Below are 12888 nucleotides of genomic sequence, written 5' to 3'. Positions count from 1 at the left end.
GCAGGGTGGTCAGCCCTGCGTTATTCTTTATAGCGAGCCTCAATGAGGACTCATTGCACGAGATGCCCCGTTCGGATTGGTCCCTGAGCGGGGTTTTCTTTTTTAATACTCACTAACATCAATACAGTCGCCGTAGATATCCTGCAGGCCGCTGATCTTGGTTTGACGGCAATACAACTTGTAGAAGTAACCAGCTAACCCCATTGCGCGAGTTGCTCCGGTAATGCTGCCGCTAATACGTTTATCACCTTCGTTGATATATCCGATGTGGTATTGGCAGTCTTTTTCGCCGTGGCTATAGAAAGTAACTTTGAGAGATTGCCAGTCATATGCTGGATGGTTGATTGTCATGTAGATAGCGGAGTCACTTTCCTCCCAGTCGATATCAATTACGCCATTATTATGGTGCGCATTTTCTTCCCAACATTCTTGGATTTCATCAAGCATCTTCTGAGCATCAAGTACTGCTGGGGCAGGGTTGAGCTCTTTCTCTAATAACTTATCAAGCAGAGATGCGGCATGTTGGTCTAGCGCTTGGCCGTATTTCTCCTGAACTAGTTGAGCAACAAAGTGGTTGTACTCAGGGAACGAAACTTTATTAAGTGATGTGCCAATCGATGCTTCGATTGTCTTAGTCAGTGATCTGCCAAAATCGCTGTAGCTTTCCATTGCAGAATTGACGGTTTCAGCTAGTAGCTTTTCTAAACGGGTTTCAATCATCTTCTCGATAGAACCGTCGTCTATCATGGTGGCGAGTTTGGTTGTGACGATTTCATTTAGTTCTTTCATGGTGATTCCTTAGTTAACTTTAACGTTGATTTGCAATTATTCTTAGTTATCTAAGATTTTAAGTCAAGAGGATATTTAAGTTATCTAAGATCTTGTAGGCAAAAAAAAACCACTAATCGCGGTTTTTTAGAAATGATAGAAAAGACTATTGTTGCGTAGGCTAGCTAAAGGTTCTTCCTGAAAAGACTACAACACCAACAATTGTGCAGTTCCCATTAATAGGAATGATTTGCTCTGGCCAGTTAGGGTTTAGAGGCTTTAAGAATTTATGCCCGCCTTCAAGAATTAACTGCTTGAATGTCGCTTCATTCTTATCGTCTAGTCGCGCGACAATGTATGAACCATGGCGCCATTCTGCCTGCGGATCAACGAAAATAAGGTCGCCATCTCTAAAGACTGGCTCCATGCTAATACCTTGTACTTTCAGCACAAAACTATCTTCGCTGCACTTTACTGGGCAGGGGTAACGGGTTGCTTCAGATATGCTTATTTCTTCAATTGAGGCCCAAGCACCAGCCTGAACCCAGCTAATTAAAGGGAAGTGCCCTTTAATCTCAGGTCCATAGGTTACGTTTGAGCTGAGTGATTTCTTTTGTGCTTTATCTTGACCAAATAAAAGCCAGTCAGGTTGGCACTCCAAAACTCTTGAAAGCGCGATAAGCTTTTCACCTCTTGGCTTAGTCATGCCGTTAACCCATTGGCTAACACCACCACTAGAAACACCAGTAGCTTTGCTTATATCGACGCCCTTAAGCCCTAAGGCTTGCATCCTTTCTTTGATGCGATCTGAAATTTCCATAATTAAGTATTCTAAACATTGACTTGCTTAGTTTCCTAAGATTAGAATCTTAGTTTTCTAACAAAAGGTGCGTCATGCTTAAGTCTGATGTGATTAAACACTTTAAAAAGAAAATCAATATTGCCAAGGCACTTGGAATCTCATCTGGTTCAGTCTCTCAATGGAAAGACGTCATACCGGAGAAACAAGCTCTTAGGCTTGAGCGCTTAACTAATGGAAAGCTCAAGTATGAGGCATGTCTTTATTCGAAGGCAGCTTAGGCATCTTAACAGTCGCTCTAAGAATTAGGTGATTGCAACCAATCAGGTAACCTAAAGTAAGGATACAACCATGCTTAGTTTAAAAAGCGTTATGCGTAACGCTATCGAAAGTTGGCGTTGTGAAGTCTCGAAAGATTTTGTCGCCAACAAAGTAGCGCATTTCTACTACAAGCTAAATCTGCACCACGAGCCGGATGCGCCGAAGAAGCTCATTCTTAAAGTACCTGGTGCCGATGATGCCAATAACTCGCAAAACTTCTGGCGTTACAACGAGCGGGTGTCTGCCGAGGCCAAAGCCAACATCATGGATCTTCTGCCAGCTATCTTAACAGCCATGCCCAAACAACGAGCTTGTGATGCGCTTAATACTTTCCTCAATCCGTTGGGTTTTTCAGTGGCAGCGGTTGGTGACAATAGTTCGATATCAGGGAGAGACCGCCTGTTAGCTCATTTCTCCAAAGAATCATCAGAAGCACTGACCACGCTACTGATGCTGCCAGAGAACGCCACGCTGGACCAACTCCGTGCTGCTTACAAAGAAGTGCAGGAGAGCGAGGGTTCTCATAAACCACTAATGGGATATTTAGAAAACTTGATGGCTTCAAAAGCCGCGTAAGGATTTCGTGCAATGAATCTTTATCAAATTATCAATCGAGGCCAGCCAGTATGAGCGTAAAAGTTATGTCGGCGGTATGGGATGCCGACAACCTGAAAGGTAACTCAAAGTTGATCATGCTTTGCCTGGCTGATTTCGCTAACGATGAAGGGTACTGCTGGCCGAGCTTAGACCGCCTTGCTAAGAAGTGTGGTGTATCTCGTTCAACGATTAAGGCTCAAATCAAAAGCCTTTGTGAACAACGGATCATCACCAAAGAGTGCCGTATTAAATCGTCCAAAGAGGGTGTTAAAAATAACGACACCAACATGTATTGGATTGATGTAAGAAAGCTACAAAGCAGTGATTTGCCACAGGGCGGAAATAGCCCTAGGGCTAAATCTGACCTAGGTCAGAATACGCCAAAAGGTGGGCCGGAGGCTGACCCCAAACCATCATTAGATCCATCAGATATTAAAGATCCCCCTATAGTCCCCCAAGCGGGAGATTCTGAACAATCATCTGAAAAACAGACTCGCAAGAAAACCAAAACTGAACTGCCAGCAGGTTTTTCTGCCACAGCTGAAATGCATCAGTGGTATGCCCAGCAGGGCTTCACTCTGGATATTCACGATGCAACCAACCAATGGGCCGACGCCATGATTGCTCGGGGCTCAAAATACACCGATTGGATTGCCGCCTGGCGAAACGGGATGCGCAACGCCAACAAGTGGGCGAGTGAGCGCAGTAGCAAACAGACTTCAGCCACCATGCGAATGGGCGCCAGCAATGGCAACTATGGACCACCGGAGGGTTACTAATGAACATCATGGAACGTTTAGCCAAATCGATGCCAACGGCAATGCCTAAGCACATTCAGCCCTACACCGCAGAGCAAATGGCTGAGATTCATCAACGTGAGTCGGAGGCATACAGGCAACGACTGGATGCTGAAAACCGACAGGTCAAAGCCGCAAAGGCAATAGGTCGCTCAGGTATCAAAAAGCGCCATCAGGGCTGCAAGTTTGATAATTACTTCACCCACTGCGAAGGCCAGCGAGCAGCGTATGCTGAATCCCGAACCTTGCTGGATGATTACATCAATCGACGTTCAGGAGGCTTCATTTTTGCGGGTACATCTGGAACAGGTAAAAACCATCTGGCCTGTGCTATCGCGAATGAGCTGTTACAGCTACGCCGTTCAGTAGTGGTGATCACCGTGGCCGAGCTGATGCTGAAGATTCGCGACTCCTACCGCAAGGATGCCGAGATCAGCGAAACGGAAATTATCCGGTATCTGAGCAGCGTTGATTTGTTGGTGATTGATGAGCTGGGTGTTCAGCACAACAGTAATAACGAACGGGTGATGATCAACCGCATCATCGACGAACGCTACACCCAAGAACGTCCCACAGGCATCATCACCAACCTGCAAAGCGATGAGCTGGTTAAGACACTGGGGCGCGCCGCGGTTGATCGCATCATGGAAGACGGTAAGTGGGTGACTTTCAATTGGCAGAGTTTCCGCTGTAAGGGGAGGGCTGCGTAATGCCTATTCTCGTTAAGAGCAACACGTCAGCAAGTGACAAGAACCGCTGGGGAACACAGTGGGAATGTTTCTGGGATGCGCAGGCTCTCTATGGCCGCCCGTTTGAACTGGATGTTGCAGCAGAGCCGGAAACCACAAAGTGCGCTGAATGCTATGTGTCGCCGGATTGGTTCGACAGAAGCCGGGAGCAGGGTGCTTTCCGATTGAATCCAAATGCGAAGGTTCGTGGCTTCGATGCCTTGCAATGCGATTGGGTTTCTCACTGGTGGTGTAACCCGCCGTTTGACATGAAGCCTGAATTTATCGGCAAGGCAGCAGAAGAGGCTAAGAAAGGGAAATCAGGCATGATGCTATTACCTTATGAACCGCTAACCGGTTGGTGGTTAGAATATGTTGAGGGTAAAGCCGCAGCCATTTATGAACCCGACGGACGATACAACTTTGTAGAACCAGACGGGGTAACAAAAAAGACAGGTGTTAACTTCGGTAGCGTGTTTGTGCTGTTCACTCCGGGGTATTTTCCTGTGACACAGCGGATCCGTTTTAAGCGTGGTATTGCGGATGAGCTAACCATCAACTTTCGTGAAAAATTGGAGTTTGCCGCATGACTAGCCAACAAGACTTTAGCCAGGCAGTAGAAAGCCTGAAAACGAAAAAGCGCTTGATACTGAGTGCTGATACACAATTTAACAGGGTAGTTTCCTCAGCGCTTGGCCTTGAGTGGTCAACACTCAGGGATTTAGAACAACGGATCCAAACCAAATTCGACTGTTTCGATACACAAACGGCTATCAGTGCCCGTTTACGGGAAGTAAAGCCAAGCAATACCGGATTGGTTAAACAGCGGATGTGTAAGACCGTTAATAGCAAGTTAGTTTATTACTACCGTCTGGTACCAGCCAGTATGGTAACAACGCTCGAAGAGGCGGCATAAGAATATGAAAATTGAAAAGTTGCTAGGTAAATTTGGAATCAAGGGAATCACCTACGGCCCCAGAACTGGCGGACAGTCTTTGCTTTCTGTCGAAGAACAGTTAGCCGCTGTCGGTATATGTTGGAGTGAATCACCTGTAGGTTGGCTTTTGCTGTTCGTGGAAGGATTAGGGGATGTACATGCCCTTAAGCAGCTGCATACAGCCACAATGGGCGAGGCTCTACGTGAAATGCAGAACTGGCGAGGTACCTATCCAGATAAAGCGCTCAATGCTCTATGTGCAACAGCCATTGCAGAAGCAACCCAGCAGTTCGGGCAAATCTGCCCAGAATGCGAAGGGACAGGGAAGGTGCTTTCCAAGTGCAAGCACAGCCGTAAGTGCCCATGCTGTACAGGTGGCCGCATTAAGTGGACTAATGAAACCCGCTTCGCTTATTTTGCTCAGACGCTACCGGTAACATACAGCCGTTTTAATCGTTACAAACCAGTGCTAGAGAATATGGTTGATTGGCTCACCTGTAATCGCACAGCGGCGCTATTGGCAATTCAAGGCCAGATAGAGAAGGAAGAACGAGAGGCGAGGAGGGAGGTGGCTTGATGGATGTCCCGTCGAACTGGCGGGGCAGTTGTCTTAAGTAAATTTTATGTCAATAGCGTGCATTAAAACTGCCCTACTAGTGCCCTATTTTCATTCAGAGCCCAAAACCATATACAGGCTGTTAATACTGGTTTGCGATATCAGAGCTAATGTTGCGGTACAGAATGTAGTGTATTTACATGCTAGTAAATTGTATTATTATTTAGGCTTATATGTCTGGTAATATTGACATTGTCGTGGCTTATGGTTATGCGTTAGGTTTCTATGCTTACTGTGTCAATGTTTCGCTTTTTTACGTGAGCGAGTTGATGGTAAAAGGCTAAGTACGACCAATTTCGTATCATAAAGTAAACCATGCTTCTGGGGGGATAGAGCATTGTACAGTAGGCATGAGCAGGTAAGGCTGGAAGAGCTAGCTGATAGCGAGATATAAGAACGTAGTTCGATAATCTTCTTCGTATAGTTGGAGATATAAGGAAGATATACGAACACAGTTCGTATAATAAAATGTTAGGTTTCAGAATGGATTTATAAAAAAGGATAAGGAATAAAAGTTATGAAGAAAACTTTAACACTAGCAGCAATTTCTATAACCCTTGCAGGGTGTGCAACATCAAATTTAAATTATAGTAAGCCGCAGACATATAACATAAAAAACCAAGAAATAATCAACGAAAGCTTTGATGTTGTCTGGGACCGTTTGGTTAAAAATTTATCTTCAGATTTTTTTGTAATAAACAACATCGAAAAAAACTCTAGAATAATTAACGTTTCATTCTCAACAAGTAAACCTTCAGATTATGTTGACTGTGGCACTTCCACGCGTGAATTTTCTAATGCTCATGGAAAGAAAACATATACTTATGATCCTGCGGATAGTGCAAGATATACGTTTACTAACTCACAAGGTAATGCATTTAATGCAACTCGTACTTCAAGGCTTAATGGTAGAACTAATATCTATTTAGCTCCAGAGGGCGATGGTACGATAGTTAATGTTAATACAAAGTATGTTATCGATGTTGATATAAAATATCATAATTTCAGTAATCAATATGCTGGTAATGATAACTTTATATTCGATTTTTCAACAAAAACAGACTTTTCTACATTAGATGGTGTTACCTGTACTGCACGCGGAAACTTAGAGCAAAGAATCCTTAGTTATGCGAAATGAAACCTAACAAAGGCATCAAGGTGACTTGTTACACTCGGCAGTTTTGGTATGGAGTTTGGTGCGCTTGGTAGGTTAGTCGTGGCGCACCTTATGCCCGGCGTTAGGCTTTAAAGAGGTAAGATGGAATTTTCAAAAACAACTAAAGACTTTGCAAGAAATCCGTTAGGTATCGTTGCTCTTTTCATTTCCATGATATATGGATTTGCTTCATTACTGCTGGGATCATCGGCAGATAAATTAGAGTCAGCAGAACGTTGGCCTATTTTGATTTTTATTGTTCTTTTTCCGTTTTCGGTGCTTTGGGTGTTCTATAAACTAGTTACAGAACATCACGGAAAATTATACAGCCCAAGTGATTACCAGAATGATCGTTCCTTTTTGAGTACGCTAACTCCGGAAGAAAAAGAGAACAAACTTAGAATTGATGTTCAGGAGGCCTCGGGTGAACAGCCTCTAGAAAAAGGTAAACCATCTAAATTATATACAAAGGTTAAAGATAAAATTATTGAGGCTGAAAGATACGTTACCAACTTGTTGTCAACTGAGTTGAATATTCAACCCGATGAAAACATACGTATTGGACAAGAAAAATACACTTTCGACGCGGGATATATTAAACCTGGACATGAGGCTACATTTCTTGAAGTCAAATACTATGCTCACCCTCGTATTGTTTTCAAAACTGTTGATGAGTTTATATATAGGGCAAAGTTAACAAAGGAATACATGCAAATTGACACAAAATTCATATTGGCGCTTGTATTTGACGAAAACAATAAAGACTTCAGTATGGTAGTTGATGCTTGGCGTAATGCTTTAACGGAACAGAGTTTAGATATAGAGCTTAGAACTTTCGATACTAATGAAATATAAGCCTAACAAAAACATCAAGTTGACGCATTTTATTCGGCATTTTTGGTGTGGGTTATGAATGCTTGGTAAGTTCATCGTGGCGCAACTTATGTTCGGCGTTAGCAAGTTAGAGGTATATATGAGACTAATCAATGAAAAATTTGAACAGGTTCATCATGGTGAACATAAAGCAGGTATCACGCTCCATAATTTTTTGGTGCACTTCGATGATACGTTTAATAAATCAAGCTATACACATTTTGAAAGTTTTTTTGATAGAAACTCTGATGTTTCTAAGTGGATGATTTTTAGTGACTATGTGTTAGACGACAGAAACAAGCCGAATGATGTAATAACGTTTTCGATTATGCCTTACACAAGTAAGTTTTCTGAATTAGGTGCGGCTATAGATGAGCTTTCATTTAAGGATATAAAGAAACTCAAAAGAGTGAATAAAGGTTTTATTGAATTTATCAATAGAAGTGAGATTTTGAACTTATCGATACTGGTTGATAAAAATGTGAGATTAGATCCATTTAATGAAAGGGCAATGTTACAAACTTCCTACAACACAGCAATTAACCAAGTTAAAATGTGGATAGAGAATGAAGGTGAAAAAACACATTATAGTGATCTTTTAAGTGCGTATAACGTGTTGTTATCTGAAGTGTCGAAGAAAGGTGTTAATTTAAAGAATATAAGAAATATTGAAATAGTATCGAACTTAACTGCATATATAGTGCGTCAAATTTGTATTACTTCGAATGTAGAGGTTATAGGTTGGTTTTCTGATAGGGATGCAATGCTTAGTCATAAAGCTGCCAAATTCAAAAAACCAGTTATCTTCGATCTGACAAAAAACTTATTTCATGTTCTAATGAGCAAGGAAAATGAAAATTATAAAGAAAAACTAACATTTGGTTTGCCAGAAAAAACAGGTAAACTTTGGTACGATTCATTTAATCGAGTACCTGACTTAATTGCAGCGACATTAGCTGATTATAGCTTAGAAAAAAATGCATTTACCCATGAGAAGTTCGTTCCTGTTCTTGATGATGTGATAGCTAACAAAGAAAAAAGTATCGTGTACAAAATACTGTCTGGAGATAATGGCTGTTCTACAACTCTGTTACCATTTGAAATTCGTGATGAAACTTGCTAACAAGGCAATCAAGGTGACCCGTTTTACTCGGCAGTTTTGGTTTGAAGTTCAGTGTGCTTTGTTAGTTCGGTGCGGGGCACCTTATTGCAGGGGTCTAGCTGAAAAATGAATGTTGGAGATAGTTAAAAGTAATGTGGAATATTCTATTGTCGGCTCTAATTTTCACTTTGGGTCTTGTCGGGGGTATCTGGGCAGGAGTGTTGATGGAACTTTCTGTCCCTGAAGGTGTAATGACAATATCGGAGTTATTGTCATTGAGCTTTACCATTCTTGGTGGAGGAGCCGGCTTTATAGCTACAATTTTTGCTCTTTATGTATATCACCAATGGAGAGCTCAGAAACGAAATGACACTATCTACTCGACAAAAGTTGTTTTGATAAAGCACATATGTGCAATCGTCGTGTATGCAGGAAATATGTTGTTTGCAAGGGCAAACCCCAATACAACAAAGGTCAATGATCATCGGGTCAACTTAATCAAAACAATGTCAGAAATTGCCGTTGAGTCAGACATTTTGAAGTCTCTTTCTACAGACTCAGGAGAGGTGGCGAATGAACTTATGCTCCTAAATGCAATTAGTGCTGAAATTTTAAACATGCGACTTTGGCCTGAAGAAGATCATATTGACAAAATTTACATTGCTTCAACACATGAATGGTCATGTGAACGTGTAAAGAGCTTCTTTGACCTAGTTGACCATGATCTTTGGGGAGACTTAGGTGGGCGGTGTTATAAATTAGAAAATATTAAAGCAGAAATAAAGAGCATAGCTGAAGGCACAAAAAATACGCTTAGAAATGGGCTGTAAAATCCAGCTAACAAGGCCATCAAGGTGACGCTTTACACTCGGCAGTTTTGGTTTGAAGTTCAGTTGGCTTGGTGAGTTCGGTGGGGCGCACCTTATGTGCCAGCTAAATATCAGTCAAGCATTTATTTATAAATTTTAAGGTGATTTATGGGAAATTCTTGCTACCATTATACGAGTATCGAGGCTCTTTTTAACATTGTAACTAATAAGTCATTACATTTTGGTAGCTTTGGTATGATGAATGATCCCCTTGAAACAAAGATTGACGATGAACTCTTACATCAATTATATGAAAAAGAATTTAGTGAATCTGAGCTTCACTCTAAGTTTTATTTTAAACGTAATAATACTGATGAATTTCAATATAGATCTTTTGGTTTCTCGACATCTAAATTTGGAGATGACTTGAGTCAATGGAGATCCTATACCCAAAAAGGCTTAGGTGTTTGTATTGAATTTGATAAAGAAGAATTGGAAAAGCAATTATTCAAATTGTTACGACATGATATGTCTGTTTCATATGAATGCGTATACTCCAAAGATGAAGAGCGTGATTTACTCAAAAACTATGTGAAATCAGTAAGAGATAATGAGTGGTATAAAGCAATGAATCAATTACATCCAGACTTTATGGATCATGCTCATTTTAGTTCAAGGTATATTACAGCGCTTCAAGAAGTGACTATTCAGATTAAACACAAATCATTTGAAGCTGAGTCCGAAATCCGTTTTTTTATTCTTCAAGATAATTACAATAGAGATATAAAAATTAAACCTTGTGCAACAGGTCTTACACGCTATGTTAATGTCCCGATTACTCCTGAATGTATCAAATCTATTAGAACAGGGCCTTTAGTTGATAAACGAAATAATTTCATGATTCAAGAGTTGTTTTTATCCGGAATGGGTAAAATGATCAAAGTATCAGAAACTAGCTCACCATATGTGTGAATTCGGCGCACATACAAAGCAATCAAGGTGACCCGTTACACTTGGTGGTTTTGGTTTGAAGTTCGGTGCGCTTTGTTAGTTCAGTGTGGGGCACCTTATCGCAGGCGATGCCTCAGGTGGATGTCTGAGGCGAAATTAATAATTTAAGAGGAATACAGAAGTGGCTAGAGGCTTAAAACTAGATAACGATTTTTACCTGAATATGGATAATGTTTTAGCTGTGTACGTTCAAGATGATGGGATTCAGCTAACAACTACGGCAAATGTTCGAGAAATTATGAATATTGGTATAGAAGGTAAAACTAATTACGGCGATTTTATTCTACCTATTCAGGAAGTTCACAGAATTAAACGGGAGCTTTTTGAGTTTTTGAGTATCAAAGAACCAAAAACCTTAGAAGCACCGCAGAATTCAGAGGCATAATAATCAACACGATGTATTACACTCAGCATTTTCAGCTCAAGGTTGGATTTCTCCCTAGTTCAATGGTCACTGCGTCACCCTTGAAGATGCGTTTAAGCTGTAGATCGCTATCAACAAGCATGGTGTGAATGGCTGACTTTTTCGGTACTAGGTAATCTTCTAATGTTTCACTAATGGGGGCTTCGATGTGACCGTTGGTTGGTGCTGGGAAGTGTGAACTGCTTCATATAAACACTACACCTTGTGGGTGAGTGTTGACACTCACCGCTAAATGCCGTTTAATTCCCATTGTTGGAAAACCTCGCCTAATTGGCGGGGTTTTTCCGTTTTAGCACTATCAACATGAATCAGCGCCTCTGGTCTTCGGATCAGCGGCGCTTTTTTGTATGGGTGGAAAGCATGCAGGAAAAACTCAATTCAGCCTTGGCGTATTTCTTCGCCTGGCTGTTGGCTTTCTTCGGGGCGTTCTCTCTGCAAGATTGGGCAACCCTTATCGGTGTTGGTTTGGCAATTGGTACATTTTGTATTAATCGCCACTACCGAAAGAAAAGCTTCAAGTTGTTGCAGCAGCATCCCCAGTTGAGGGAGCTGTATGAAGATATCAACAGTTAAACGCTGTGCTGTTGTTGTTATCGTTGGTCTGTTATCGGCTTTGCCAACCGGTACACTGCAAACCAGTGATGCCGGGCTTAAGCTGATCATGGATTACGAAGGGTGTCAGTTAAATACCTATCAATGCTCTGCCAATGTCTGGACTAACGGCTACGGTCACACGGTAGGAGTCACGCCTAATTCAGAGGTGACACACCAAGATGTGGTCGAGAACCTGGTTAGCGATGTGCAGTCGGCAGAGGCCGTGGTTGATAAGCTAGTAACTGTTCCCCTTGAACAATATCAGTTCGATGCGTTCGTCAGTTTTATTTTTAACGTTGGGGCAGGGAACTTCAAACAATCGACGTTGCTGAAAAAGCTCAATGCTGAAGACTATACCGGTGCCTGTAACGAGCTAACCCGCTGGGTGTATGCCGATGGCAAACGCCTTAACGGTTTGGTTCGACGCAGGAATGCCGAAAAGGAGGTGTGCTTGAATGCTCTCTAGTCTCCGGCCGATCTTCGGTAAAGGGCTTGGTATGGGCTTTGGTGTTTCCCTTGTTGTTAGCCTCTTATTCAATTATTCCCAATCTCAAATCAACCAGAACCTAAGTACACAGCTTATTGCTTCCAATCTTACTGTTGAGTCACTAACTGCCAAGAACCAAGCGCTTGATCATCAAGTGCAGGGATTGATGCAGGCTCGTGATGTGGCCCAGCTGGCCGCAGACGAAACTCAACGTGAGGTGATGAAGCTAAGGCGCGATGCTCAGGTCAGGTTGAAAGAGGTTCGGACGGTGATACAACATGAAGATTGTTATGCTCAGCCTTTGCCTGACACTGTTACTGAACGGATGCACTACTACTGAAATTGTCACTGAATATCGGGAGGTGGTTGTTAAGCCTCCCGCTTCAGACCTTACCTTATGTCTACAACCGTTTGAATTGCCTCCCGCCACCTATGGTGAGGCGGTTGAACGTGATCCTTTATGGTTTGCTTCTTGGAAAGAATGCGCCAACAAAATTCAACGTGTGAGAACTTTCTACGGCTTCTCGAACGTTAACCCGAATACGGGCGAATAAGTCATTACCTATTGGGTGGTCGTCCACCGTTATATTTAGTCGCCCGTTCCTTTTAGCTTTAGTCTGAATCTAGCTGCTTAACTGCATGATGAAGTGCCGCTGCCGCAACTCGGTATTCCTTTTGTAAGCTGCAGATCTCATCAAATGCAAATTCGCTTTCAGGCTCAGCCAGGTAAAGTTTTTCGGCCTCGTTCAGGGCATCAAGAGCTGCAGTCAGTTTGGTCAGACGCTCTACGCGTTTTTCTAATGTGGTTTCGAACATAACCTTTCCTTAGGTTTCAACTCGATAGCTTATGCTACCACTCTCAATGCAAA

General features: G+C 42.2%; 20 protein-coding genes. 17 read left to right on the top strand and 3 right to left on the bottom strand.

The features are described 5' to 3' along the window. Window positions 1-102 precede the first annotated feature (102 nt). Both AC51G0_RS12015 and AC51G0_RS12010 read right to left on the bottom strand, forming a co-directional pair. Entirely contained in the window at window positions 103-789 is a 687-nt protein-coding gene (locus AC51G0_RS12015; protein WP_496298702.1) for a hypothetical protein, read from the bottom strand. 160 nt (window positions 790-949) lie between these two features. Then, the gene (locus AC51G0_RS12010; protein WP_496298701.1) at window positions 950-1588 is read right to left on the bottom strand and encodes a LexA family protein; all 639 of its coding nucleotides are present in this window, start codon (window positions 1586-1588) and stop codon (window positions 950-952) included. A gap of 74 nt (window positions 1589-1662) precedes the next feature. On the opposite strand from AC51G0_RS12010, the gene AC51G0_RS12005 reads away from it, so the two are divergent. The 17 genes from AC51G0_RS12005 to lysC all read left to right on the top strand — a co-directional run bounded on the left by AC51G0_RS12005 (window position 1663) and on the right by lysC (window position 12573). Next, the gene (locus AC51G0_RS12005) at window positions 1663-1848 is read left to right on the top strand and encodes a Cro/CI family transcriptional regulator (protein WP_496298700.1); all 186 of its coding nucleotides are present in this window, start codon (window positions 1663-1665) and stop codon (window positions 1846-1848) included. A gap of 70 nt (window positions 1849-1918) precedes the next feature. Beyond that, on the top strand, window positions 1919-2464 hold the full coding sequence (locus AC51G0_RS12000; protein WP_496298698.1) for a toxin YdaT family protein: 546 nt from the start codon (window positions 1919-1921) through the stop codon (window positions 2462-2464). A gap of 50 nt (window positions 2465-2514) precedes the next feature. Further along, window positions 2515-3264, top strand: coding sequence for a helix-turn-helix domain-containing protein (locus tag AC51G0_RS11995; protein WP_496298696.1), 750 nt, complete (start codon window positions 2515-2517; stop codon window positions 3262-3264). Next, complete coding sequence (locus tag AC51G0_RS11990; RefSeq protein ID WP_496298695.1) at window positions 3264-3992, top strand: ATP-binding protein; 729 nt, start codon at window positions 3264-3266, stop codon at window positions 3990-3992. Before AC51G0_RS11995 ends, AC51G0_RS11990 begins: the two co-directional genes overlap by 1 nt. Continuing rightward, window positions 3992-4600: a DNA N-6-adenine-methyltransferase gene (locus tag AC51G0_RS11985; RefSeq protein ID WP_496298693.1), complete on the top strand. Its 609-nt coding sequence runs from the start codon at window positions 3992-3994 to the stop codon at window positions 4598-4600. Before AC51G0_RS11990 ends, AC51G0_RS11985 begins: the two co-directional genes overlap by 1 nt. After that, window positions 4597-4926, top strand: coding sequence for a hypothetical protein (locus tag AC51G0_RS11980; protein WP_496298692.1), 330 nt, complete (start codon window positions 4597-4599; stop codon window positions 4924-4926). The genes AC51G0_RS11985 and AC51G0_RS11980 overlap by 4 nt, the downstream gene beginning before the upstream one ends. A 4-nt stretch (window positions 4927-4930) precedes the next feature. Continuing rightward, window positions 4931-5524, top strand: coding sequence for a hypothetical protein (locus AC51G0_RS11975; RefSeq protein WP_496298690.1), 594 nt, complete (start codon window positions 4931-4933; stop codon window positions 5522-5524). Window positions 5525-6080: 556 nt separating this feature from the next. Then, window positions 6081-6701 carry a hypothetical protein gene (locus tag AC51G0_RS11970; protein WP_496298689.1) on the top strand — a complete coding sequence of 207 codons (621 nt, stop codon included), beginning with the start codon at window positions 6081-6083 and terminating at the stop codon, window positions 6699-6701. A gap of 120 nt (window positions 6702-6821) precedes the next feature. Continuing rightward, complete coding sequence (locus tag AC51G0_RS11965; RefSeq protein WP_496298688.1) at window positions 6822-7574, top strand: hypothetical protein; 753 nt, start codon at window positions 6822-6824, stop codon at window positions 7572-7574. A 58-nt stretch (window positions 7575-7632) separates the two neighbouring features. Then, the gene (locus tag AC51G0_RS11960) at window positions 7633-8715 is read left to right on the top strand and encodes a hypothetical protein (protein WP_496298686.1); all 1083 of its coding nucleotides are present in this window, start codon (window positions 7633-7635) and stop codon (window positions 8713-8715) included. Window positions 8716-8918: 203 nt separating this feature from the next. Next, entirely contained in the window at window positions 8919-9524 is a 606-nt protein-coding gene (locus tag AC51G0_RS11955; protein ID WP_496298685.1) for a hypothetical protein, read from the top strand. A 147-nt stretch (window positions 9525-9671) separates the two neighbouring features. After that, complete coding sequence (locus AC51G0_RS11950) at window positions 9672-10475, top strand: DUF2971 domain-containing protein (protein ID WP_496298684.1); 804 nt, start codon at window positions 9672-9674, stop codon at window positions 10473-10475. Window positions 10476-10635: 160 nt separating this feature from the next. Continuing rightward, entirely contained in the window at window positions 10636-10899 is a 264-nt protein-coding gene (locus tag AC51G0_RS11945) for a hypothetical protein (RefSeq protein ID WP_496298683.1), read from the top strand. 342 nt (window positions 10900-11241) lie between these two features. Next, entirely contained in the window at window positions 11242-11511 is a 270-nt protein-coding gene (locus tag AC51G0_RS11940; protein ID WP_496298682.1) for an HP1 family phage holin, read from the top strand. After that, window positions 11492-11998, top strand: a complete 507-nt coding sequence (locus tag AC51G0_RS11935; protein ID WP_496298680.1) for a lysozyme — start codon at window positions 11492-11494, stop codon at window positions 11996-11998. Before AC51G0_RS11940 ends, AC51G0_RS11935 begins: the two co-directional genes overlap by 20 nt. Continuing rightward, on the top strand, window positions 11988-12359 hold the full coding sequence (locus tag AC51G0_RS11930; protein ID WP_496298679.1) for a DUF2570 family protein: 372 nt from the start codon (window positions 11988-11990) through the stop codon (window positions 12357-12359). The genes AC51G0_RS11935 and AC51G0_RS11930 overlap by 11 nt, the downstream gene beginning before the upstream one ends. Next, window positions 12298-12573 carry an Rz1-like lysis system protein LysC gene (gene lysC, locus AC51G0_RS11925; protein WP_496298678.1) on the top strand — a complete coding sequence of 92 codons (276 nt, stop codon included), beginning with the start codon at window positions 12298-12300 and terminating at the stop codon, window positions 12571-12573. Before AC51G0_RS11930 ends, lysC begins: the two co-directional genes overlap by 62 nt. A 58-nt stretch (window positions 12574-12631) precedes the next feature. On the opposite strand, the gene AC51G0_RS11920 is transcribed toward lysC, so the two are convergent. Beyond that, window positions 12632-12835 carry a hypothetical protein gene (locus AC51G0_RS11920; protein WP_496298676.1) on the bottom strand — a complete coding sequence of 68 codons (204 nt, stop codon included), beginning with the start codon at window positions 12833-12835 and terminating at the stop codon, window positions 12632-12634. Window positions 12836-12888 lie beyond the last annotated feature (53 nt).

The organism is Photobacterium sp. HL06 (assembly GCF_059552575.1).
This window is presented reverse-complemented; position numbering and strand designations above follow the sequence as displayed.

Coding starts and splice junctions, on each gene's coding strand:
- AC51G0_RS12015 (WP_496298702.1), bottom strand. CDS start 789: ATGAAAGAACTAAATGAAATCGTCACAACCAAACTCGCCACCATGATA.
- AC51G0_RS12010 (WP_496298701.1), bottom strand. CDS start 1,588: ATGGAAATTTCAGATCGCATCAAAGAAAGGATGCAAGCCTTAGGGCTT.
- AC51G0_RS12005 (WP_496298700.1), top strand. CDS start 1,663: ATGCTTAAGTCTGATGTGATTAAACACTTTAAAAAGAAAATCAATATT.
- AC51G0_RS12000 (WP_496298698.1), top strand. CDS start 1,919: ATGCTTAGTTTAAAAAGCGTTATGCGTAACGCTATCGAAAGTTGGCGT.
- AC51G0_RS11995 (WP_496298696.1), top strand. CDS start 2,515: ATGAGCGTAAAAGTTATGTCGGCGGTATGGGATGCCGACAACCTGAAA.
- AC51G0_RS11990 (WP_496298695.1), top strand. CDS start 3,264: ATGAACATCATGGAACGTTTAGCCAAATCGATGCCAACGGCAATGCCT.
- AC51G0_RS11985 (WP_496298693.1), top strand. CDS start 3,992: ATGCCTATTCTCGTTAAGAGCAACACGTCAGCAAGTGACAAGAACCGC.
- AC51G0_RS11980 (WP_496298692.1), top strand. CDS start 4,597: ATGACTAGCCAACAAGACTTTAGCCAGGCAGTAGAAAGCCTGAAAACG.
- AC51G0_RS11975 (WP_496298690.1), top strand. CDS start 4,931: ATGAAAATTGAAAAGTTGCTAGGTAAATTTGGAATCAAGGGAATCACC.
- AC51G0_RS11970 (WP_496298689.1), top strand. CDS start 6,081: ATGAAGAAAACTTTAACACTAGCAGCAATTTCTATAACCCTTGCAGGG.
- AC51G0_RS11965 (WP_496298688.1), top strand. CDS start 6,822: ATGGAATTTTCAAAAACAACTAAAGACTTTGCAAGAAATCCGTTAGGT.
- AC51G0_RS11960 (WP_496298686.1), top strand. CDS start 7,633: ATGCTTGGTAAGTTCATCGTGGCGCAACTTATGTTCGGCGTTAGCAAG.
- AC51G0_RS11955 (WP_496298685.1), top strand. CDS start 8,919: ATGGAACTTTCTGTCCCTGAAGGTGTAATGACAATATCGGAGTTATTG.
- AC51G0_RS11950 (WP_496298684.1), top strand. CDS start 9,672: ATGGGAAATTCTTGCTACCATTATACGAGTATCGAGGCTCTTTTTAAC.
- AC51G0_RS11940 (WP_496298682.1), top strand. CDS start 11,242: ATGAATCAGCGCCTCTGGTCTTCGGATCAGCGGCGCTTTTTTGTATGG.
- AC51G0_RS11935 (WP_496298680.1), top strand. CDS start 11,492: ATGAAGATATCAACAGTTAAACGCTGTGCTGTTGTTGTTATCGTTGGT.
- AC51G0_RS11930 (WP_496298679.1), top strand. CDS start 11,988: ATGCTCTCTAGTCTCCGGCCGATCTTCGGTAAAGGGCTTGGTATGGGC.
- lysC (WP_496298678.1), top strand. CDS start 12,298: ATGAAGATTGTTATGCTCAGCCTTTGCCTGACACTGTTACTGAACGGA.
- AC51G0_RS11920 (WP_496298676.1), bottom strand. CDS start 12,835: ATGTTCGAAACCACATTAGAAAAACGCGTAGAGCGTCTGACCAAACTG.